Here is a 21,284-nt window from a genome sequence, read left to right as displayed (position 1 = left end):
GGAAGCCTACTGGCTTTTTCCGGGCCGTCCCGACAGACTGGTCCGGTGCGCACACCGACTTCGACGTACCGACTGCAGATCACCTCCGACCTCACCCTGGACCGGGCGGCCGGGCTCGTGGACTACCTCCACGACCTCGGCGCCGACTGGGTCTACCTCTCGCCCATCCTGCGAGCCGTCGGCGGCTCCGACCACGGCTACGACGTCGCCTCGCCCGCCGAGGTGGACCCGGTCCGGGGCGGCCCGGCCGGGCTCAAGGCGCTCGCGGACGCCGCCCACGCGAAGGGGATGGGGGTGATCGTCGACATCGTCCCCAACCACCAGGGTGTGGCCGTCCCGCAGGAGAACCCGTGGTGGTGGTCCCTGCTCGCCGAGGGCCAGGGCTCGCGCTACGCGCAGGCCTTCGACGTGGACTGGGCCGCGGGCGGCGGGAAGGTGCTGATCCCCGTGCTCGGGGACGGCGACGGCGAGCTGGAGCAGCTGCGCGTCGAGGACGGCACGCTGCGCTACTACGAGAACGTCTACCCGCTCGCCGAGGGCACGTGGGCGCCGGGCGACGACCCCAGGGACGTCCACGCCCGGCAGCACTACGAGCTGATCAACTGGCGGCGCGGGGACGCGGAGCTGAACTACCGCCGCTTCTTCACGGTGGCCACGCTCGCCGGCGTGCGCGTGGAGGACCCCGGGGTCTTCGAGGAGTCCCACGCGGAGATCCGGCGGTGGATCGACGAGGGCCTCGTCGACGGGCTGCGCATCGACCACCCCGACGGGCTGCGGGACCCGGGGGAGTACCTGGACCGGCTCAAGGAGCTCACCGGCGGCGCCTACGTCGTCGTCGAGAAGATCCTGGAGCCCGGCGAGCTCCTCCCCGCGGACTGGGCCACGCAGGGCACCACCGGCTACGACGCCCTCGGCACCATCGACCGGCTGCTCACCGACCCGGCGGGGGAGTACGCCCTCACCAGCCTCGACGCCCGGCTGCGCGGCGGGGAGCCCGTCAACTGGGCGGAGATGGTCCACGGCACGAAGCGCGCCATGGCCGACGGCGCGCTGCACGCCGAGGTCCAGCGCCTCGCCCGCCTGGTGCCCGCCGACGCCGGCCTCGCCCACGACGAGGCCGTGGACGGGCTCGCCGAGGTCCTCGCGAACTTCCCCGTCTACCGCAGCTACCTGCCCGAGGGCGCCGAGCACCTGCGCCACGCCCTCGACGCCGCCCGCGCGCAGCGGCCCGACCTCGCGGACACGCTCGTCTCCCTGGGCCGGCTGCTGGGGGTCGAGGCGGGCGACGACACCGAGCTCGGCGAGCTCGCGCGCCGCTTCCAGCAGACCTCCGGCATGGTCATGGCCAAGGGCGTCGAGGACACGGCGTTCTACCGGTTCCCCCGCCTGACCTCCCTGACCGAGGTGGGCGGCGACCCCTCCCACTTCTCCCTGGCACCGGATGAGGCGCACGCCGAGCTGGCCCGCCGCGCCGCCGACGAGCCCCTGGCCATGACCACCCTGTCGACCCACGACACCAAGCGCTCCGAGGCGGTGCGGGCCCGGATCACGGTGCTGGCCGAGGCCGCCGAGCAGTGGGCGGGCGTGGTCGGCACCGTCAAGCGGCTGGCCGAGGAGTCCGGGACCCGGGTGGGCGACGGGCCCCTCGTGAACCTCGTCCTGCAGGCGGTCGTGGGCGCGTGGCCCGTCGAGCAGGAGCGCATCACGGACTACGCCCTCAAGGCCGCCCGCGAGGCGGGCAACTCCACCGCGTGGGTCGACGGCGACGCCGACTTCGAGGAGCGCCTGCTCCGGTTCATCGACCACGTCCTGCACGACCCCGAGATGCGGGCCGTCGTCGAGGGCTTCGCGGAGCACGTCACCGCGGCCGGCTGGGCCAACGGGCTCTCCGCCAAGCTGGTCCAGCTGACGATGCCCGGCGTCCCCGACGTCTACCAGGGCGCCGAGCTGTGGGCCGAGTCCCTCGTGGACCCCGACAACCGCCGTCCCGTGGACTTCGAGGCGCGCACCGCGATGCTCGCCCGCCTCGACGCCGCGCAGCCCGGCACGCCGGAGGCGACCCCGGCCGTGGGCCCGGACGCCGCCGCCAAGCTGCTCGTCACGAGCCGGGCCCTGCGGCTGCGCCGGGACAGCCCCGAGCTGTTCACCGGCTACACCCCCCTGAGCGCGACCGGCCCCCTGGCCGAGCACGTGTTCGCGTTCGACCGCGGCGGCGCCGTGACCGTGGCCACCCGGCTCCCGCTGGGCCTGGCCGAGCGCGGCGGGTTCGCCGACGAGGCCCTGCCCCTGCCCGAGGGCGACTGGGAGGACGTGCTGACCGGGCGCCCGCACACCGGTGCCGCGGCCGTCTCCGACCTGCTGGCCGACTACCCCGTGGCGCTGCTGCGCCGGAAGGACTCCTGAATCCATGAAGACCCGTGAGCACCTGAACCGGTTCGACGTCTGGGCGCCCCACGCCAAGGGCGTGACGGTGCGGATCGAGGGCGTGGACCACCCCATGGTCCCGGCCGACTCCCGGCCCGAGGGCGCCCCCGAGGGCCCCGCGGCCCGCCGCCCCGGCTGGTGGACCCTGCCCGACGACGCCGGCGTCCCCACCGGGACCGTGCGCTACGGCTACCTGCTCACCAAGACGTTCGACGAGGGCACCCCCAAGGAGCGCACGCAGGTCTCGGACGTCCTGCCCGACCCGCGCTCGCGCCGTCAGCCGCAGGGCGTGCACGACCTCTCCTGCACCTTCGACCCCGCCGAGCACGCGTGGGGCGACGGCGCGTGGAAGGGCCGCACCCTGGCCGGGGCGGTGCTCTACGAGCTGCACCTCGGCACGTTCACCCCCGAGGGCACCCTCGACTCCGCGATCGAGCGCCTGGACCACCTCGTGGACCTCGGCGTGGACTTCGTGGAGCTGCTGCCCGTCAACGGGTTCAACGGCGAGCACAACTGGGGCTACGACGGCGTGCTGTGGTACACCGTGGACGAGTCCTACGGCGGGCCCGCCGCCTACCAGCGCTTCGTGGACGCCTGCCACCAGCGGGGGATCGGCGTGATCCAGGACGTGGTCTACAACCACCTCGGCCCCTCCGGGAACTACCTGCCCCTGTTCGCCGACTACTTCAAGCCCGGCGCCAGCACCTGGGGGGACCTCATCAACCTCGACGGCTGGGGCTCCGACGGCGTGCGCGACTACATCCTGGACAACGTGGAGATGTGGCTGCGGGACTACCACGTGGACGGCTTCCGCCTCGACGCCGTGCACGCCCTGCAGGACCACCGGGCGGTGCACATCCTCGAGGAGATCGCCGAGCGCGTGGACCGGGTGGCCGTCGAGACCGGCAAGCCGCTGTTCACCGTCGCGGAGTCCGACCTCAACGACCCCCGGATGATCACGCCGGCCTCGGCCAACGGCCTGGGCATGACCGGGCAGTGGCTCGACGACTTCCACCACGCCGCGCACGTCGCCCTCACCGGCGAGACGCAGGGCTACTACGCCGACTTCGCCTCCCTCGAGACCCTCGACAAGGCGACGCGCGACGCCTACTACCACACCGGGACCATGTCGACGTTCCGCGGCCGCCACCACGGCCGTCCCGTCGACAAGCAGCGGGTGCGCCCGTGGCAGTTCGTGACCTTCATCCAGAACCACGACCAGGTCGGCAACCGCGCGGCCGGGGACCGGATCAGCGCGAGCCTCTCGGCCGACCAGCTCGTGCTGGGGGCCACGCTGCTGCTGACCCAGCCGTTCACCCCCATGCTGTTCATGGGGGAGGAGTGGGGGGCCTCCACCCCGTGGCAGTTCTTCACCGCCCACCCCGAGCCCGAGCTCGGCGAGGCCGTGGCCAAGGGCCGCAAGGGGGAGTTCGCGGCCATGGGCTGGGACGAGTCGACGGTGCCGGACCCGCAGGCGCCCTCCACCTTCACCGACTCCAAGCTGGACTGGTCCGAGCCCGGGCAGGGCGAGCACGCCCGGGTCCTCGCCGCCTACCGCGAGCTCATCGCGCTGCGCCGCTCGGTGCCCGAGCTCACCGACCCGCGCTTCGCGACGATCACCACCGCCCGGGACGACGACGCCCGCTGGTTCGTGCTCCAGCGGGCCACGCACCCCGGCTCCCCGCACGGGGTGGCGGTGCTGCTGAACTTCACGGCCGCGGAGGCGACCGTGCCGTTCACCGGGCCCGCGGACGCCGAGGTGCTCTTCCGCTCGGGAGAGGTCTCGCTCCGCACCGGGGAGGCCGGGACCGCCGCCGCCGTGCTGCCCGGCCACGGCGCCGCCGTCCTGCGCTACTGAGACCGGGCGGGCCGCCGCCGCGCGGCCCGCCCCCCCCCGCCCACGACCTCCGAGCCGACGAAGGACCGGTATGCACACCTACGGATCCGATGCCCACTACGTCCCCGCCGAGGACCGCTACGAGACCATGCCCTACCGCCGGGTCGGCGCGTCCGGGCTGAAGCTGCCCGCGATCTCCCTGGGGCTGTGGCACAACTTCGGCGACGACAAGCCCCTGGGAACCCAGCAGGCCACCCTCCGGCGGGCCTTCGACCTGGGCGTGACCCACTTCGACCTCGCCAACAACTACGGCCCCCCCGCCGGCGCGGCCGAGCTGAACTTCGGCTCGATCCTCCGCCAGGACTTCGCCCGCCACCGGGACGAGCTGGTCATCTCCTCGAAGGCCGGCTGGGACATGTGGCCCGGGCCGTACGGCTTCGGCGGGTCCCGCAAGTACCTGCTGGCCTCCCTCGACCAGTCCCTGCAGCGCATGGGCCTGGACTACGTGGACATCTTCTACCACCACCGCCCGGACCCCGAGACCCCGCTCGAGGAGACCATGCGGGCCCTGGACCACATCGTGCGCTCGGGCCGGGCGCACTACGTGGGGATCTCCTCCTACAGCGCGGCCCTGACGCTGCGGGCGCAGGAGCTCATGCGCGAGCTCGGCACCCCGCTGCTCATCCACCAGCCGTCCTACTCGATGCTCAACCGCTGGATCGAGGCGCCCTCGGAGCAGGCGGGCGGGACGTCCCTGCTCGCGGCGCTCACGCGGTCGGGGATGGGCTCGATCGTGTTCACCCCGCTGGCCCAGGGCATGCTCACCGACCGCTACCTCGACGGCGTGCCCGCGGGCTCCCGCGCCGCCGCGGGGAAGTCCCTCGACCCCGAGTGGCTGACCGACACCGCGCTGGAGAAGGTCCGCGGCCTGCACGCGATCGCCGCCGAGCGGGGCCAGTCCCTGGCCCAGATGGCCCTGGCGTGGGTGCTGCGCGAGCAGCCGGACGGCCAGGTCACCACCGCCCTGATCGGCGCCTCCTCGCCCGCCCAGGTCGAGGAGAACGTCGCGGCCGTGCGCCGGCTGGAGTTCACGCCGCAGGAGCTCGACGCGATCGACGAGCTCGCCACGGACTCGGGGATCAACATCTGGGCCGGCGCCCAGGACTCCAAGCACGAGTGAGCGGCGGGACGCCCTAGCCCATGGAGCTCTCGCAGTACCTCGCCCTGCTCGGGCTGTGGATCGCCGGGATCGCCGCCCCCGGCCCGGACGTGCTGGTGATCCTGCGCAGCTCCTCGCTGGGCTCCCGCCGGGCCGGGGTGCTCACGGCCGTGGGCGTGATGACGGGCAACCTCCTGTGGATCACGCTCTCCCTCACGGGCGTGACCGTGCTGATCGGCCAGGACGACACGGTGCAGCGCGTCCTCCAGGTGGCCGGGGCCCTGTTCCTCGGCTGGCTGGGCGTGGGCGGGGTGCGGGCGGGCCTCGCCGCCCGCACCCGCGTCCCGGCCGGTGCCCGGACCGGTTCCGCGGACGGCGCGGGAGCGGGACTGCCGCAGTCCCCGCCGGGCCGGGCGCCGACCCCCGCGCGGGCCTTCGGGCTCGGGCTCGTGACCAACCTGTCCAACCCCAAGGCCATCGTGTTCTTCCTGGCGCTGTTCGCCAACGTGGTCCCCGCCGGGCCCCGCTGGTGGGAGTCGCTGCTCGTGCTGGTGCTGCTGCTCGCGGTGGGCCTGGCCTGGTTCACCGCCGTCGCGTGGACGGGCTCCGTCGAGCGGCTCGCCGCGGGCTTCCGCCGGCGCGGGGCCGCCGTGGAGCTCGGCTCCGGCGCGCTCTTCCTGGCCCTCGCCGTGGGCCTGCTGGTCGGCGCGCTGTGAGCGGGCCGGCCGAGTAATTCCGGTCCAGGGGGTTCAGCTCGGCGCGCTGGGCTGGTAAGAAGAGTAAGCACGCTGATGTCCTGCACGTCCCATGCTCGACCCCACCAGTCCACACGACACGGAGGACCCGCGACATGTCCGACAACGAGTACCTTGCCCGATCCATCCACGACCTCACCGCCGCCGCCTGGTTCGGCGGCTCGCTGATGGGCGCCATCGGCGTCAACGGGGCGGCCGCGGCCGCCCAGCTGCCCCAGGAGCGCACTCGCCTGTCGAACATCGGCTGGAAGAAGTGGGCGCCCGTGCAGACGGCCGCGCTGCTCGCCCACGGGGTGGCGGGAGCGGCGCTGATCTACCAGAACAAGGGCCGCCTGGCCGGCCAGGAGGGCGTCACGCGCAACACCGTCTCCAAGGCCGCCGTCACCGTCGTGGGGGCGGGCCTGACGCTGTACTCCCGCGTGGTCGGCAAGAAGGTCGAGGCCCTGGCCCACGAGGGCGCCGAGGGCGCCACCGAGCCCCGCGCCGGCGCCTCGCCCGAGCTGGCCTCCGCCCAGAAGCAGCTCAAGGTCCTGCAATGGGTCATCCCGGCGATGGCCGGCACGGTGATCGTGCTGGGGGCCAAGCACGGCGAGATGCAGCGTCCCCGCAACATCCTCCAGGGACTGCTGAAGAAGTAGCTCCACCCCGGGGCGGACCCGGCGCCCGCCGCCGGCCCACCGGGCCCCCGCACCACCCGGTGCGGGGGCCCGGTCCGTGGGGGAACGGCCGGGTCGCGCCCCGGGGACCGTTCGGTTCCCGCCGCTGCTCGGCGACGACGGGACCCCCACGCCCGCCGTCCGGCCCGTCCGGCCGCCACGGCACCGACGACCCCGAGGAAGTGCACGATGACCACCGCCGACCGTCTCGCCCGTTCCGTCCACGACCTCACCGCCGCCGCCTGGTTCGGCGGCACCCTCATGGGCGCCGTCGGGGTCGACGGCGCCGCCGGCGCCGCCCGCGACCCCCGGGAGCGCACCCGCCTGTCCGCGCTGGGCTGGAAGAGGTGGCGCCCCGTCGAGACGGCCGCGCTCGTCGCCCACGGGCTCGCCGGCGCCTGGCTGCTCCGGGCCGACCGGGGCCGGGCCGCCGCCCGCGAGGGCGCCGGGCGGACCGCCGTCGCCAAGGCCGCGGTGACCGTGGCCGGCGTCGCGGCCTCGGCGTACTCCGGGTACCTGGGACGCCAGGTGGAGGCCCGCGCCGAGGAGGGCGGTCAGGGGGCCACCGAGCCGCGGCCCGGTGCCTCGCCCGAGCTGGCCGCCGCCCAGCGCCGGCTCAAGGTGCTGCAGTGGGTCAACCCCGCGCTCGCCGGCGCCGTGATCGTGCTGGGGGCCGAGCACGGCGGGCTGCAGCGGCCCCGGCACGTGCTGCGCGGGCTGCCGCGGTAGCCGCGGCGGGCCGGGACCGGGAGGCCCGGAGGCCGGCTCAGACGTAGTCCTCGAGGCCTGCCCGGTGGATCACGAAGGCCGTGACGGGGTCGTAGACGCGCGGCGGGAGGTTGTCGTCGAGGGGCACGGCGACCTCGACCTGGCCCTGCGCCTCGGCCACGAACACCCCGGGGTCGTTGCAGTCCGCGATCGCGACGGTCCGCAGCCCGCGGGAGCCGGCCGCGACCGCGAGGCCGTGGTCGGCGACCACGAGGTCGGGCGGGTTCTGCCCGTCGCGGCGCAGCTTGTCCAGGGCGAGGACCATGGGCCCGGGGAAGTGGGTGTGCCGCAGCCCCCCGTACTGCTCGACCATCACGACGTGCTCGATCTGGCGGACGTCGCCGTCCTCGAAGGGGAAGCCGTCCGGGACCCGCACGAGGTGGGCCCCGGCCCGGCGGGCCACGCGCGCCAGCTGCGCGTAGACGGGGAACAGGCCCGCGGGGTGGCCCGTGGCGAAGAGCAGGCGCCCGCCGGCGGCGACGACCTCCCCGAAGACCTGCGCGTAGCGCTCCAGCCCCGCCACGGCCAGGGCCGCCGAGATCGTGTCCTGCCCCTCCACGTGGGCCGGGTCGGGGGAGATGCCGACGCGCTCGCACATGAGCGCGAAGACCTCGTCGAAGGTCCACTCGCGGGTGCGCACCACGCCCATGTGCTGGTGCTGGTCGCCGTCGAGGAAGCCCTGGATGTTGCGCAGGTTGGCCTCCCGCCGGGTCGCGACGAGTCCGGTGAGGCGGTGCTCGTCGAGGTGGCGGGCGAGGTCGTGGGGGGAGAGGGGGGTGGTCGTCACCGTTCGAGTGTATTCAGGGACACGCGGCTACCGTCGCGTATCCCGGCCCGGGCGTAGAACCCGGCCGTGATCTGCGCGGTGCGCTCCCAGGAGTAGGCGCGCGCCCGGTACGCCGCGGCCCCGCCCGCGCGCCGCAGGGCGCCGGGCTCCCGGGCCAGGTCAGCGACCGCGCGCGCCCAGGCCGCCGGGGAGCGGTCCGCGACGAGCCGGCCCGTGACCCCGTCCAGGACGGCGACGCGCAGCCCGTCGACGTCCGTGGCCAGCACGGGCGTCCCGCACGCCTGGGCCTCGAGGGCCACGAGCCCGAACGTCTCCGACGACGAGGGGACGGCGACGAGGTCGGCGCGGCGCATCCGCTCGGCCAGCTCCGGCGCGGGCAGCGCGGGGGCGAAGGACACGGCGCCGCCGAGGCCCAGCGACCGGACCCGCTCCCGCAGCCGCGCCGCGAACCCGGGCGCGCCCACCCCGGCGATCTCCAGCTCGACCGCGAGCCCGGGGGCGAGGCCCGGGAGCATGGCGAGCGCCTCCACCAGCACCTGCGGGCCCTTGAGCGCCTGCAGCCGGCCGGCGAACAGCAGCCGCAGGGGCCGCCCGGGCGTGCCGGGGCCCGGCTGCCCGTCCGCCGGTCCGCCCGGACGGTCCGCGGGGCCGTGCGGGGGGTGGAAGACCCGCAGGTCCACCCCGGGGGCGACGACGGCGAGCCGCTCGGGGTCGGCGTCGTAGAGCTCCACCATCTGCGTGGCCTCGGTGTCGGTGTTGACCACCGTGAGGTCCGCGCGGGCGATCAGCTCGGTCTCGGCCGCGGCCCGCGCCTCCGGCTCCGAGCCCTCGCCCCGGGCGGCCCGGAGGTTCTTGGCCCGCGCGGTGGTGTGCAGGCTCAGGACCAGGGGCACGCCCCAGGCCTCGGCGACCTGGCGGCCGGCGGCCCCGGAGAGCCAGTAGTGGGCGTGCACGACGTCGGGGCGCCGGTCCACGCTGCCCAGGACCGCGGCGAAGCAGTCGACGAAGCGGGGCAGGTCCTCCTTGTCGGCCCCGGCGGCCCCCGGCAGGGTCACGGTGAGCAGCCGCAGCCCCGGGCCCACGATCCGGGTCCGCAGCCCCGGGGCGGCCGGGGCGGCCGGGGAGCGGTCGAGGACGGCCATGTCCACGGTGTGCCCGGCGGCCACCAGGCCCTCGGCGAGGTGGCGGACGTAGACGTTCATCCCCCCGGCGTCCCCGGACCCGGGCTGCTCCAGGGGCGAGGTGTGCAGGCTGATGAGGAGGACGTGGAGGGCGGCATCGGGCACGGACCCACTGTAGTCGGCCCCGGGGGCAGGTGCCGGGTGCCGGCGCGGGTGCGCGGGAGCGAGGACGACGGCGACACCGTGGCCGTGCGGATCGAGCCCGACGGGCCCGGCCGCGCCCGGTGCGACAATGGGGTCCGTGAACCGTGCCGAACCCCTCCAGCCCCCCGCGCCCGCCGCGGTCTTCCCCCCTCCCGCCCGGCCCGAGCGCAGCGCCGTCGTGGACCTCGCCGCGGTGCGCCACAACGTGCGCCGGATCAAGGAGGTCGCGGCCCCCGCACGGCTCATGGCCGTCGTCAAGGCCGACGCCTACGGCCACGGCGCGGTGCCCGTGGCGCGGGCGGCGCTCGGGGCGGGGGCCGACGCCCTCGGTGTCGCCCACGTGGCCGAGGCGCTCCAGCTGCGCGCCGCGGGGATCGGCGCACCCGTCCTGGCGTGGCTGCACACCGTGGACACGGACTTCGGTGCCGCGCTGGCGCAGGACGTCGAGCTCGGGGTCAGCGGCTGGGAGCTCGCCCCGGTCGCGGAGGCCGCCCGCGCCCTCGGCACGACCGCCCGGATCCACCTCAAGATCGACACCGGGCTGGGCCGCAACGGCGCCACGGAGGACCTGTGGCCGCAGCTGGTGCGCGCGGCCGCGGCCGCGGAGGCGCAGGGGCTCGTGCGCGTCGTCGGGATCTTCACCCACCTGGCCGTGGCCGACGAGCCCGCCCGCCCCGAGACCGGCCGGCAGCTCGCCCGGTTCCGCGCCGCCGTCGACGCCGCCCGCGCCGCCGGGCTGCGCCCGCGGCTGCGGCACGCGGCGAACTCGCCCGGGCTGTTCTCCGCCGCGCAGCTCGAGCGGCCCGAGGAGATGCTCCTGGACATGGTCCGGGTGGGCGTGTCCGTCTACGGGCTCTCGCCCTTCGCCGAGCGCACCCCGGAGCAGCTGGGCCTCGTGCCGGCCATGACGCTGCGCACCACCGTCAGCGCCGTCAAGGAGGTCCCGGCGGGGCAGGGGGTCTCCTACGGGCTGCGCTACGTCACCGACCGGCCCACCACCCTCGCGCTGGTCCCCCTCGGCTACGCCGACGGCGTGCCGCGGGCAGGCACCGGCGGGCCGGTGCGGATCCAGGGCCGCACCTACCCGGAGGTCGGGCGGGTGGCGATGGACCAGATCGTCGTGGACCTCGGGGAGCCGGGGCTGTCCGCGCCCGAGCACGGGCTGCTGGGGGCCGAGGCCGTCCTGTTCGGGGCGGGGGACGATCCCTCCGCGAGCGAGTGGGCGGACGCGGCCGGGACCATCAACTACGAGATCGTCACCCGCATCTCCCCGCGGGTGCCGCGCGTGCACGTGGACACGGAGCAGCGCCCGTGAGCGCCTGGACGCGGAGCCTGCTCGTGGACGGGCCCGAGCAGACCCGGGCGCTCGCCGAGACCCTCGGGGCCCAGCTGCACGCCGGGGACCTGCTCGTGCTCACGGGCGAGCTCGGGGCCGGGAAGACGACCTTCACGCAGGGCCTGGGCCGCGGCCTGGGCGTGCGCGAGGGGATCATCTCGCCCACGTTCGTGCTGGTGCGCCGCCACCCGAGCCTGGTCGGCGGGCCGGACCTCGTCCACGTCGACGCCTACCGGCTGTCCTCGGCGGCGGAGGTGGACGACGTCGACCTCGAGGACACGCTCGACGCCGCCGTGACCGTGGTGGAGTGGGGCACGGGCAAGGTGGAGCACCTCGCGGACTCCCGCCTGGAGATCACCATCGAGCGCGCCGTGGGCGCCGATCCGCTCACCCCCGGGGACCCCGGCGAGCCCGCCGACGGCCTCACCGGCGAGGACGGCGGCGAGGACGACGACGCCGAGCCCCGCCGGATCACCCTCACCGGCGTCGGTCCCCGCTGGGCGGACGGGCCGCCTCGGCTGGGCCCGCCCCCGCGGCAGGGCTGAGCCCCGGGCCCGTCCCGCGGCAGGGCTGAGCCCCGGGCCCGTCCCGCGGCAGGGCTGAGCCTCGGGCCCGTCCCCGCGGCGGGGGCACTACAATGGCCGGGTGCTCCTCCTGTGCCTGGACTCCTCCGCCGTCGCCTCGGCCGCCCTCGTGACGGGCGGGGGCGAGGTCCTCGGATCCTTCGCGAGCCCCGACACCCGGTCCCACGCCGAGGTCCTGGCCCCGGCCGTGCGCGACCTGCTGGCGGGGGCCGGCCTCGACGGCACCGCCGTGGACGCCGTGCTCGTGGGCACCGGGCCCGGGCCCTTCACGGGCCTGCGCGCCGGGATCGCGACCGCGCGCGCGCTGGCCTTCGCCTGGGACGTGCCGCTGCACGGGCTGATGAGCCTCGAGGCGGTCGCCCAGGACGCCGCGGCGGCGGCCCGGGACGCCGGGCACGACGAGTTCCTCGTGCTCACCGACGCCCGGCGCAAGGAGGTCTACTGGGCCCGCTTCGTCCTCGGCGCGGACGGCCCCCGGCTGGCCGGGGGTCCGGGCGTGGCCGCGGCCGAGGACCTGCCCGGGCTGCCCGCCTACGGGCGCGGCGCGGGCCTCTACGCCGAGCGCCTGGCCCGGGTGGTGCCCGGGTTCGCCGAGGCGCAGCCCACGGCGTCGTCGCTGGGGCTGGCCGCCGTGCGGCGCGCCGCCCGCGGGGAGGCCCTGGACCCCGACACGACCCCGCTGTACCTGCGCGAGTCCGACGCGAAGGTCCCCGGGCCCCGGAAGCGGGCCGGCGCGTGAGCGGGGCCGCGGGCGACTGGGCCCTGCGCCGGATGACCGCCGAGGACGTGGGGGCGGTGCACGCCCTCGAGCAGCAGCTGTTCCCCGTCGACGCCTGGCCGCTCGAGATGTTCTTCGCCGAGCTCGCCCAGCCGATCTGCTGGTACTGGGTCGCCGAGCTGGACGGCGCGATCGTCGGCTACGCGGGGCTGATGTGCATCCCCCCCGTGGGCGACGTCCAGACCATCGCGGTGGTCCCCGAGCACGAGGGCCGCGGCATCGGCTCCGCCCTGCTGCGCACCCTGCACGAGCAGGCGCGGCGGCTGGGGGCCCAGGAGATGCTGCTCGAGGTTCGCGCCGACAACCCCCGCGCCCAGCGGCTCTACCGCCGCCTCGGCTACGAGCAGATCCACGTCCGGCCCCGCTACTACCGCGACGGCGCCGACGCCCTGATCATGCGCTGCGCCCTGCCCCCCGGGGAGGACCCCGGCACGGCGCCCGCGGCCACCCCCGCGACCACCCCCGAGGAGGACCCCCGATGACCGACGGACCCCTGGTGCTCGGCATCGAGTCCTCCTGCGACGAGACCGGCGTGGGCGTCGTGCGCGGGCGCACCCTGCTCGCCAACGTCGTGTCCTCCTCGATGGACGAGCACGTCCGCTTCGGCGGCGTGATCCCGGAGATCGCCTCCCGCGCCCACCTCGACGCGATGGTCCCCACCCTGCGCGCCGCCCTCGCGGAGGCCGGCGTCGGCCTGGACGACCTCGACGCCATCGCCGTGACCTCCGGGCCCGGCCTGGCCGGGGCGCTCATGGTGGGCGTCGCCGCCGCGAAGGCGCTCGCCGTGGCGACCGGCAAGCCCCTGTACGCCATCAACCACCTCGTCGCCCACGTGGGCGTGGGCGTGCTCGAGGACTCGGCCGTCGAGGGCTTCCGGGGAGCCTTCAACGAGGGGCTGCCCCGCGGCCTCGGGGCCCTGCTCGTCTCCGGCGGGCACACCGAGATCCTCGCCGTCGACGACCTCACCCGGGACGTGCGCCTGCTCGGGGCGACCATCGACGACGCCGCCGGGGAGGCCTACGACAAGGTCGCCCGCGTGCTCGGCCTCGACTACCCGGGCGGCCCGGCGATCGACGCCGCCGCGCGGGCGGGGGACCCCACCGCCTTCCGCTTCCCCCGCGGGCTCACCGCCGGCAAGTACATGGGCTCCGCCGACCGGCCGGGCCCGCACCGCTACGACTTCTCGTTCTCCGGGCTCAAGACCGCGGTGGCCCGCGTCGTCGAGGCGTTCGAGGCGCGGGGGGAGCGGGTCCCCGTCGCCGACGTCGCCGCGTCCTTCCAGGAGTCGGTGGCCGACGTGGTCACCCGCAAGGCGATGCTCGCCTGCACCGAACACGGGCTGACCACCCTGCTGCTGGGCGGCGGCGTGGCCGCGAACTCCCGGCTGCGGGAGCTCACCGCCCAGCGCTGCGCCGAGCACGGCGTCGAGCTGGTGATCCCCAAGCTGTCGCTGTGCACGGACAACGGCGCCATGGTCGCCGCGCTCGCGGCCCGCGTCGTCGCGCAGGGCCGGGCGCCCTCCGGCCTGGGCTTCGCGGCGGACTCCTCGCTGCCGGTCACCACCGTGTCGGTCTGAGCCCGCCGGCCGACCGCCCCGTCCGGTCAGGCGTTCTCGCGGGTGCGGCGGACGATGTCGAGGGCGACGGCGCGCAGGTCGCCGTCGTGGGCCTCGGCCACGGCCCGCTGCCGCTGGTAGCCGGCGCCGTCCCGGAAGATCCGCTCCACGTCGGAGAGCTCGCGCGAGCAGCCCAGCCGCGCGGCGACCGGCTCGAGCCGGTCCAGCAGCAGGGCGAGGTCCTCGCACAGGTCCCGCTCCGTGTTCCGGGAGTCGGTGATCACCTGGGCCTCCAGGCCGTAGCGGGCCGCGCGCCACTTGTTCTCGCGCACGTGCCACGGCTGCAGGCGGACCGGCTCCCGGCCCGCCTCGACGTCCGCGGACAGGGAGTGCACGAGGCACTGGGTGAGGGCCGTCAGCGCCCCGACCTCCCACAGGGTGGAGAGCCCGTCGCAGAAGCGGACCTCGTTCGTGCCCAGCCGGGGGACGGGGCGCACGTCCCACCGGCACTCGCTGAGCTCCTCGATGATGCCCGTGGCGATCATGTCGGCGACGCAGCGCTCGTACTCGTCCCAGGAGCCGAACTGGTAGGGCAGCCCGGCGGTGGACAGCTGCTGGAAGATCATCGAGCGGTGGGACGCGTAGCCGGTGTCCTCGCCGGCCCAGTACGGGGAGTTCGCCGACAGGGCGAGCAGGTGCGGGTAGTAGGTGAGCAGCCCGTCGAGCACCGGCAGCGCCTTGGCCCGCGAGTCCAGGCCCACGTGCACGTGCACCCCGTAGATGACCATCTGCCGGCCCCAGTACTGGGTGCGGTCCACGAGTTTGTGGTAGCGCTGCTTGTCGGTGACCTGCTGATCCTGCCAGCGGGCGAAGGGGTGGGTGCCGGCGGCGAAGATCTCGAGCCCCCGGGGGTCGGCCACCCGGCGGATCTCGTCCATCATCGTGGACAGCTGCTCCGTGGAGGCGGCCACGTCCCGGCACACCCCGGTGACCAGCTCCACGGTGTTGAGCAGGAACTCGCCCGTCAGGTGCGGGTGGTTCCCGTCCTCCGCCCACTCCGGGTGCTCCGCGAGGACCGCCTCGTAGGTCTCCCGGCCCCGGGGGACGAGGTCACCGGTGGTGCCGTCCACGAGGGCGACTTCCCACTCGACGCCCAGCGTCGACTGGTCGGAGCGGGCGAACGAGATCTCCACGCGGCAGGTCCTTACGTGCGTCGGCGGGCGGGGGCCCGGTCGGGGCGCGGACGGAATCGCCCGCGGCGCCCTCAGTCTACGGTTTCGACGACCAGCACGACGCGCCGCTCCGGCGCCCCGGGCTCCGCCTGCGTGCGGGTCACCACGAGCGTCGCCCGGTGCGGGCCGCGGGGCGCGAGCTGGCGGCGCAGCTGCTCGGGCGTCACGTCGGTGCCGCGCTTCTTGATCTCGAGGGTGCCCACCTCGTGCTCCCGGACCCACCGCTTGAGCACCTTGACGGTGTGCGGGAGCACCTCCCGCACCCGGTAGGTCCGCGCCAGGGGCGTGGGCACCGGCTCGTCCGAGCTCAGGTACGCGATCCGGGGGTGGACCAGCCGCGCCCCGAGGTCCCGGGCGAGGTCGGCGACCAGGCCGGCGCGGATCACCGCGCCGTCGGGCTCGTGGAGGTACGCGCCCACCGGGCCCACCTCGGCGTCCTCGTGGGCGGGATCGGCGTCGTGCGGGCTGGTCAGCTCCGCGGAGCCGTGCTCCCCGAGGACGAGCGCGGCCCGCCGCACCCCGGGACGTGCCACGGCGTTGAACCACAGCACCGCCTCCACGACGTCGCCGCGGTCGGAGACCCACTGGGCCTCGCAGCCGGGCGGCACCGCCTCGTGGGGGATGCCGGGGCCCAGCTTCACGCCCACGGGCAGGCCGCGGGCCGCGAGCGCCTCCACGAAGGACAGGGGAGGGGAGAACGCCTCGGGGTCGAAGATCCGCCGGGTGCCGGACGACGACGTCGTGCGCCGCGCCGGGTCCAGCCACACCCCGTCGGGCATCCCGCCCGGCAGGGCGGCCAGGTCCAGGGCCGCGGCGTCGGCGTGCAGGACCGTGGCCTCCGGGAAGGGGGCGAGGTTGAGGGTGGCGACCGCGGCGGTGGTCTCGTCGAGCTCGACCGCCGTGACGCGCCGGTCGAGGGCGGCCAGGGCCATCGCGTCCGCGCCGATCCCGCAGCCGAGGTCCGCGACGTGGGCGAGGCCCGCCGCCGCGAAGCGCCGGGCGTGCAGGGCCGCCACGCGCAGCCGGGTGGCCTGCTCGAGCCCGGCCCGGGTGAAGAGCATGCGCCCGGCGAAGTCGCCGAACTTCTCGCGGGCGCGGGTGCGCAGCTTCGACTGGGTGAGGGCGGCGGAGACGAGCTCCGGGGAGCGGCCCTCCGCGCGCAGCCGGGAGGCCGTGCGCAGGGCGTCGGCCTCGTCGTAGGGCCCGAGCGCGTCGAGCAGGGCCATGCCCTCGGCGGTGAGCAGGGGCGCGATGTCGCGGGGGTCCGCGGGGGTGTCGGAGGTCATCGGGGGCTCAGGCGAAGTAGATGCCGATGCGGTGGCCGCCGACGTCCTCGACGCGGATGTCGATGCCGTAGATCTCCCGCAGCACCTCGGGGCGCATGATCTCCTCGGGGGTGCCGTGGTGGAGCAGGGCCCCGTCCTTCATGGCCATGATCCGGTCGGAGTAGCAGGACGCGAAGTTGATGTCGTGGATCACCAGCACGACGGTCTTGCCGAAGTCGTGGGCCATCTGCCGCAGCAGGCGCATCATCTCGACGGCGTGCTTCATGTCGAGGTTGTTCAGCGGCTCGTCCAGCAGGACGTAGTCGGTGTCCTGGGCGATGACCATGGCGATGAACGCGCGCTGGCGCTGCCCGCCGGAGAGCTCGTCGACGTAGCGGTCCGCGAGCTCCTCGAGCTGGAGGTAGCGCAGGGCCCGCTCGACGTGCTCGCGGTCCTCGGCGGTGGGCCGGCCCTTGGTGTGCGGGTGCCGGCCGAAGGCCACGAGGTCGCGCACGCTCAGCCGCACGCTGAGGGTGTTCTCCTGGCGCAGGATGGACAGCTTGCGGGCGAGCTGGTCGGACGGGGTGGAGAGGACGTCGAGCTCGTCCACGAAGACCGAGCCCTCATCCATCGGCAGCAGCCGGGCGGCCATGGACAGGAGGGTGGACTTCCCGGCGCCGTTGGCGCCGATGATCGACACGAGCCCGCCCGCCTCGATGGTCCCCGAAACGCCGTCGACCACGGTCCGGGACCCGTACCTCTTGGTGAGGCCGGTCAGTTCGATCACGGTGCACTCCTTACTCGTTGTGGCGCTCATCTGACGGTCCCGCGCAGCAGCATGACCAGGAACAGCACGCCGCCCACGAACTCGATGACGATGCTCAGCGCGGTGTCGAACGCGAACACCTGCTCGAGGACCACCTGCCCGCCCACGAGGGCGACGACGCCCAGCAGGACGGCCATGGGCAGCACGTGGCGGTGGCGGAAGGTGCGGCACAGCGCGTAGGCGACGTTGGCGACGATCAGGCCGAAGAACGTGATCGGCCCGACCAGGGCGGTGCACACGCCCACGAACACGGAGCAGACCACGAGCACCCCGGTGACGACCCGGGTGTGGTCCACGCCGAGGCTGACGGCGGTGTCCCGGCCCAGGGCCAGCACGTCGAGGTGGCGGCGCATCGCCACGACCACGAGGGTGGCCAGCCCGATGAGCAGCGCGGACAGGCGCAGCAGGCCGACGTCCACGTTGCCGAAGGACGCGAACATCGCGTCCTGCAGGACCATGAACTCGCTGGGCTCGAGCAGCCGCTGCAGCAGGGAGGAGATCCCGCGGAACACGGTGCCGAAGACGATGCCGACCAGCAGCACGAGGTGCAGGGACCTGCCGCTGCCGGTGAACAGCCAGCGGTAGATCAGCCAGCTGAACGCGACCATGAGGACGAGCTCGGCCCCGAACCGGGTGCCGTCGCCGAGGGCGGCCACGCCCGTGGAGCCGATGACGAACACCAGCACCGTCTGGATGAGCATGTACAGCGCGTCGAAGCCCATGATGGACGGCGTGAGGATGCGGTTGTCGGTGATCGTCTGGAACAGCACGGTGGACACGCCCACCGCGTACGCGACGAGGACCATCGTCAGCACCCGGTTGACCCGCCGGGGCAGGACGTAGTCGAGGCTGCCGCTGAGGTCCACCGTGAGGTAGACGGCCACGGACGCGGCGGCGAGCGCGGCGAGGATCCCGATCCAGGCGGCCGGGGACAGGGGCGTGCGCGGGCCGCGGCGGCGCAGGACCGGGGCGGCGGGCAGGGGAGAGGTCCGCGTGCTCATCGGTGGCGCCCGCGCAGCAGCAGGGCGAGGAACAGCACGCCGCCGACGACGGCGACGATGGTGCCCACGGGGATCTCGTAGGGGTAGCGGATCACGCGGGCGATGATGTCGCACGCCAGCACGAACCCGGCGCCGAGGACGGCGACCCAGGGCACCGTGCGGCGGACGTTGTCGCCCACGAGCATGGAGACGAGGTTGGGGACCACGAGGCCGAGGAACGGCACGGAGCCGATCGTCACGACGACGACGGCGGAGATCAGCGCCACGAGCGTCATGCCCAGCACCATCACCCGGCGGTAGTCGATGCCGAGGTTCGTGGTGAACTCCTGGCCCATGCCGGCGACCGTGAACCGGTCGGCGGCGACGTAGCCCACGACCGTCAGGGCCAGGACGATCCACAGCAGCTCGTAGCGGCCGCGGATCACGCCGGAGAAGTCCCCGAGCATCCAGGCGTTGAGGCTCTGCAGCAGGTCGAAGCGGTAGGCGAAGAACGTCGTGACCGAGGAGATCACGTTGCCGAGCATGATGCCCACCAGGGGCACCAGCAGCGTGTTGCGCAGGGGGATGCGCTGGAGGACCAGCAGGAACAGGCCGGTGCCCGCGACGGCGAACACCGAGGCGAAGCCCATCTTCACCATGAGGGGCGCCGCCGGCAGGAGCAGCGTCACCACGAGCAGGCCGGCCTGCGCGGACTCGACGGTGCCGACGGTCGAGGGCTCCACGAACTTGTTCCGGGCCATGAGCTGCATGATGAGCCCGGCCACGGCCAGGGCCAGGCCGGCGAGGACCACCGAGGCGGTGCGGGGGAAGCGGGAGACGGCGAGGACCTCCACGGAGGACCAGAAGCCCTCGAGGTCGCCGGTGGCGAGCTGGTGCCACAGGGACCAGGGGGTGACGTCGAGGACGCCGACGAACGTGCTCACCACGGCCAGCAGGAGCACGGCGACGCCCGCCGCGGCGAGGCGGCGGGCGTTGCGGGCGGCGGCGGCCCGGGGGTCCGCGGACGTGGAGCCGGCCGACGACGGGTCCGCCGGCCCGGGGCAGGCGGTCGCGGTGGTCGGTGGTGTGGTCACGACGGTGCTCATCGTTTCGCGTTGGCGGTCATCGGGGGCCTTCCGATTCTAGGGGCCGGGCGCCGGGGCCGGGAACGGGCCCGGCGCCCCGCGCGGACGGCGGCGATCGCCGCGCGGGGCGCCCCGAGGGCCTGCCCGTCGGCCGGGATCAGGAGAGGGAGTCCTGGATCTCGGTGATCATGGACGGGAAGTTGTTCAGGCCGAAGCCGACCAGGTACCAGCTGGAGCTGTCCAGGTAGGCGATCCGGTCCTGCTGCGCGGCGGGGGTGCCGCCGACGAGCTCGTTGTCGAGCACCTGCTGGGCGGCCTCGCCGCCGGACTGGCCGACGGCGGTGTCGCGGTCGAGGACGTAGAGGCGGTCCGGGGCGGCGTCGGCGATCGCCTCGAAGGAGACGGCCTCGCCGTGGGTGCCCTCGGCCCGGACGTCGCCGGCGGCCTCGACGCCCAGCACGTCGAAGACGATGTTGCCGAAGCGCGAGTTCGGGCCGTAGGCGTTGACCTCACCGGCGTTGGTCAGCAGGAACATCGCGGAGCCCGCGCCCGCGGCCTGCTCCTTGGTCTCGGCGATCCGCTCGTCGATCGCGGTGAGCTTCTCCTCGACCTCGGCCTCCTTGCCGAAGATCTTCCCGAGCGTCTCGGACTGCTCGGTGAAGGAGGCCAGGGCGTCGGCCTCGTCGATGGACAGGTCCACGGTCGGGGCGATCTCGGAGAGCTCGTCGTAGAAGTCGGCGGTGCGCCCGGTGATGATGATCAGGTCCGGGTCGGCCTCGGCCACGGCCTCGAGGTCCGGCTCCTTGAGGGAGCCGGCATTGACGTACTCGTCCGTGGCGTACTGCGAGAACCGCTCCGGCAGGTTGGCCTGGGGCAGGCCCTGCACGTCCTCGTCGATCGCCTCGAGCGAGTCGAGGACGCCGAGGTCGAAGGTGATGACGTTCTCGGGGGCGACGGGGACGTCCGTGGTGCCCTGGGCGTGCTCCACGGCGACGGTCTCCGCCGCCGAGCTCTCCGGGGCGTCGGCGGACGCGGCGCCGGAGGTCGAGCAGCCGGCGAGGGCGAGGGCCGAGACGGCCGTGAGCGCGGCCGTGGAGCGCTGCAGGAGGGTGCGGGTCATGGTGTTCCTTTGTGCAGAGGTCGCGGGCGCCCGGGCGGGGCGACGGCGAGGGTCCGATGGGCACGACCCGCCCGCGCAGCGCGCAGGAGGTCGCGAGGGGCACCGTGTCTCGGCCGAGGTAAGGGTTGCCTTACCACTCAACCTAGAGGGTGTACCGCGGGTGAGGCAAATCATTGGGCAACTCCGGCGTGTCCTAATTCGGAGGGCGGTCCCGCTCCGGCGCCGGACTCTCCGGCGCGCTGGCACTCGCCTTGACCGACTGCCAGGCCGCTCCTACAGTGGGCCTTGGCACTCTCCGGGTGAGGGTGCTAAGGGCCAGGCGATCGATCGGCACCGCGACGACGGTTGGTGCGCCAACCGGCCCGAAGCACGACAGCGGGCCCCGCCCGCGGTCGCCCACCGTTTTGCACGCCTACAGAAAGGGAGAGATCGTGTCGGTCTCCATCAAGCCCCTCGAGGATCGCATCGTCGTCCAGCCGCTCGCGGCCGAGCAGACCACCGCGTCCGGCCTCGTTATCCCGGACACCGCCAAGGAGAAGCCCCAGGAGGGCAAGGTCCTGGCCGTGGGCCCGGGTCGCGTCGACGACTCCGGCAACCGCATCCCGGTCGACGTCAAGGAGGGCGACGTCGTGATCTTCTCGAAGTACGGCGGGACCGAGGTCAAGTACGGCGGCGAGGAGTACCTGGTGCTCCCGGCCCGCGACGTGCTCGCCGTCGTCGAGAAGTAGGCTCGGCGCACACCACGCAGACCTGACGAAGGGTGCCCGCCGCGCGCCCCGCTTCCCGGCGGGCCCGCGGCCGGCACCCTTCGC

The 21,284-nt window shown here is 74.6% G+C and carries 20 protein-coding genes; 12 read left to right on the top strand and 8 right to left on the bottom strand.

Annotated elements, in window-relative coordinates; translation table 11 throughout:
* The first annotated feature begins 45 nt into the window (after positions 1-45).
* The 6 genes from treY to ACYSMR_RS05045 all read left to right on the top strand — a co-directional run bounded on the left by treY (position 46) and on the right by ACYSMR_RS05045 (position 7,560).
* Positions 46-2,403 (top strand): malto-oligosyltrehalose synthase, encoded by a 2,358-nt coding sequence (gene treY, locus ACYSMR_RS05070; RefSeq protein WP_309125257.1) that lies wholly within the window; start codon positions 46-48, stop codon positions 2,401-2,403.
* Positions 2,404-2,407: 4 nt separating this feature from the next.
* Positions 2,408-4,282 carry a malto-oligosyltrehalose trehalohydrolase gene (gene treZ, locus ACYSMR_RS05065; protein WP_461747571.1) on the top strand — a complete coding sequence of 625 codons (1,875 nt, stop codon included), beginning with the start codon at positions 2,408-2,410 and terminating at the stop codon, positions 4,280-4,282.
* A gap of 70 nt (positions 4,283-4,352) precedes the next feature.
* A complete protein-coding gene (gene mgrA / locus ACYSMR_RS05060) occupies positions 4,353-5,441 on the top strand; it encodes an L-glyceraldehyde 3-phosphate reductase (protein ID WP_461747570.1) in 1,089 nt (362 codons plus the stop codon).
* Positions 5,442-5,461: 20 nt separating this feature from the next.
* The gene (locus tag ACYSMR_RS05055) at positions 5,462-6,136 is read left to right on the top strand and encodes a LysE family translocator (protein WP_461747569.1); all 675 of its coding nucleotides are present in this window, start codon (positions 5,462-5,464) and stop codon (positions 6,134-6,136) included.
* Between the two features lie 134 nt (positions 6,137-6,270).
* Entirely contained in the window at positions 6,271-6,813 is a 543-nt protein-coding gene (locus ACYSMR_RS05050) for a hypothetical protein (protein WP_251332993.1), read from the top strand.
* A 207-nt stretch (positions 6,814-7,020) separates the two neighbouring features.
* Positions 7,021-7,560: a hypothetical protein gene (locus ACYSMR_RS05045; protein ID WP_461747568.1), complete on the top strand. Its 540-nt coding sequence runs from the start codon at positions 7,021-7,023 to the stop codon at positions 7,558-7,560.
* Positions 7,561-7,597: 37 nt separating this feature from the next.
* Here the strand turns inward: ACYSMR_RS05045 and ACYSMR_RS05040 are convergent, their stop codons facing one another.
* Together ACYSMR_RS05040 and ACYSMR_RS05035 are read right to left on the bottom strand one after the other, a co-directional pair.
* Positions 7,598-8,386, bottom strand: coding sequence for a phosphatase (locus tag ACYSMR_RS05040; protein WP_461747567.1), 789 nt, complete (start codon positions 8,384-8,386; stop codon positions 7,598-7,600).
* Positions 8,383-9,672: a glycosyltransferase gene (locus ACYSMR_RS05035; protein ID WP_461747566.1), complete on the bottom strand. Its 1,290-nt coding sequence runs from the start codon at positions 9,670-9,672 to the stop codon at positions 8,383-8,385. Before ACYSMR_RS05035 ends, ACYSMR_RS05040 begins: the two co-directional genes overlap by 4 nt.
* 127 nt (positions 9,673-9,799) lie before the next feature.
* On the opposite strand from ACYSMR_RS05035, the gene alr reads away from it, so the two are divergent.
* The 5 genes from alr to tsaD all read left to right on the top strand — a co-directional run bounded on the left by alr (position 9,800) and on the right by tsaD (position 13,985).
* Positions 9,800-11,026, top strand: coding sequence for an alanine racemase (alr, locus tag ACYSMR_RS05030; protein ID WP_374238477.1), 1,227 nt, complete (start codon positions 9,800-9,802; stop codon positions 11,024-11,026).
* Positions 11,023-11,592: a tRNA (adenosine(37)-N6)-threonylcarbamoyltransferase complex ATPase subunit type 1 TsaE gene (gene tsaE / locus ACYSMR_RS05025; RefSeq protein ID WP_461747565.1), complete on the top strand. Its 570-nt coding sequence runs from the start codon at positions 11,023-11,025 to the stop codon at positions 11,590-11,592. The genes alr and tsaE overlap by 4 nt, the downstream gene beginning before the upstream one ends.
* Positions 11,593-11,692: 100 nt before the next feature.
* Positions 11,693-12,370, top strand: a complete 678-nt coding sequence (tsaB, locus tag ACYSMR_RS05020; protein WP_461747564.1) for a tRNA (adenosine(37)-N6)-threonylcarbamoyltransferase complex dimerization subunit type 1 TsaB — start codon at positions 11,693-11,695, stop codon at positions 12,368-12,370.
* A gap of 32 nt (positions 12,371-12,402) precedes the next feature.
* The gene (rimI, locus tag ACYSMR_RS05015; RefSeq protein WP_461748007.1) at positions 12,403-12,891 is read left to right on the top strand and encodes a ribosomal protein S18-alanine N-acetyltransferase; all 489 of its coding nucleotides are present in this window, start codon (positions 12,403-12,405) and stop codon (positions 12,889-12,891) included.
* A complete protein-coding gene (gene tsaD, locus ACYSMR_RS05010) occupies positions 12,888-13,985 on the top strand; it encodes a tRNA (adenosine(37)-N6)-threonylcarbamoyltransferase complex transferase subunit TsaD (RefSeq protein WP_461747563.1) in 1,098 nt (365 codons plus the stop codon). The genes rimI and tsaD overlap by 4 nt, the downstream gene beginning before the upstream one ends.
* A 26-nt stretch (positions 13,986-14,011) precedes the next feature.
* On the opposite strand, the gene ACYSMR_RS05005 is transcribed toward tsaD, so the two are convergent.
* From ACYSMR_RS05005 to ACYSMR_RS04980, 6 genes are all read right to left on the bottom strand, one after another.
* Positions 14,012-15,157: a glutamate--cysteine ligase gene (locus tag ACYSMR_RS05005; protein ID WP_309126294.1), complete on the bottom strand. Its 1,146-nt coding sequence runs from the start codon at positions 15,155-15,157 to the stop codon at positions 14,012-14,014.
* A gap of 71 nt (positions 15,158-15,228) precedes the next feature.
* Entirely contained in the window at positions 15,229-16,482 is a 1,254-nt protein-coding gene (locus tag ACYSMR_RS05000; protein ID WP_461747562.1) for a THUMP-like domain-containing protein, read from the bottom strand.
* A gap of 7 nt (positions 16,483-16,489) precedes the next feature.
* The gene (locus tag ACYSMR_RS04995; RefSeq protein WP_251333002.1) at positions 16,490-17,248 is read right to left on the bottom strand and encodes an iron ABC transporter ATP-binding protein; all 759 of its coding nucleotides are present in this window, start codon (positions 17,246-17,248) and stop codon (positions 16,490-16,492) included.
* Between the two features lie 26 nt (positions 17,249-17,274).
* Positions 17,275-18,288 carry an iron chelate uptake ABC transporter family permease subunit gene (locus ACYSMR_RS04990; RefSeq protein WP_461747561.1) on the bottom strand — a complete coding sequence of 338 codons (1,014 nt, stop codon included), beginning with the start codon at positions 18,286-18,288 and terminating at the stop codon, positions 17,275-17,277.
* On the bottom strand, positions 18,285-19,361 hold the full coding sequence (locus ACYSMR_RS04985) for an ABC transporter permease (RefSeq protein WP_461747560.1): 1,077 nt from the start codon (positions 19,359-19,361) through the stop codon (positions 18,285-18,287). The genes ACYSMR_RS04990 and ACYSMR_RS04985 overlap by 4 nt, the downstream gene beginning before the upstream one ends.
* Before the next feature lie 148 nt (positions 19,362-19,509).
* Positions 19,510-20,472, bottom strand: a complete 963-nt coding sequence (locus tag ACYSMR_RS04980) for a siderophore ABC transporter substrate-binding protein (RefSeq protein ID WP_461747559.1) — start codon at positions 20,470-20,472, stop codon at positions 19,510-19,512.
* 431 nt (positions 20,473-20,903) lie between these two features.
* Between ACYSMR_RS04980 and groES the strand changes: the two genes are divergently transcribed.
* The gene (groES, locus tag ACYSMR_RS04975) at positions 20,904-21,200 is read left to right on the top strand and encodes a co-chaperone GroES (protein ID WP_251333006.1); all 297 of its coding nucleotides are present in this window, start codon (positions 20,904-20,906) and stop codon (positions 21,198-21,200) included.
* Positions 21,201-21,284 lie beyond the last annotated feature (84 nt).

The sequence above is a fragment of the Kocuria sp. U4B genome (assembly GCF_054875615.1).
This window is presented reverse-complemented; position numbering and strand designations above follow the sequence as displayed.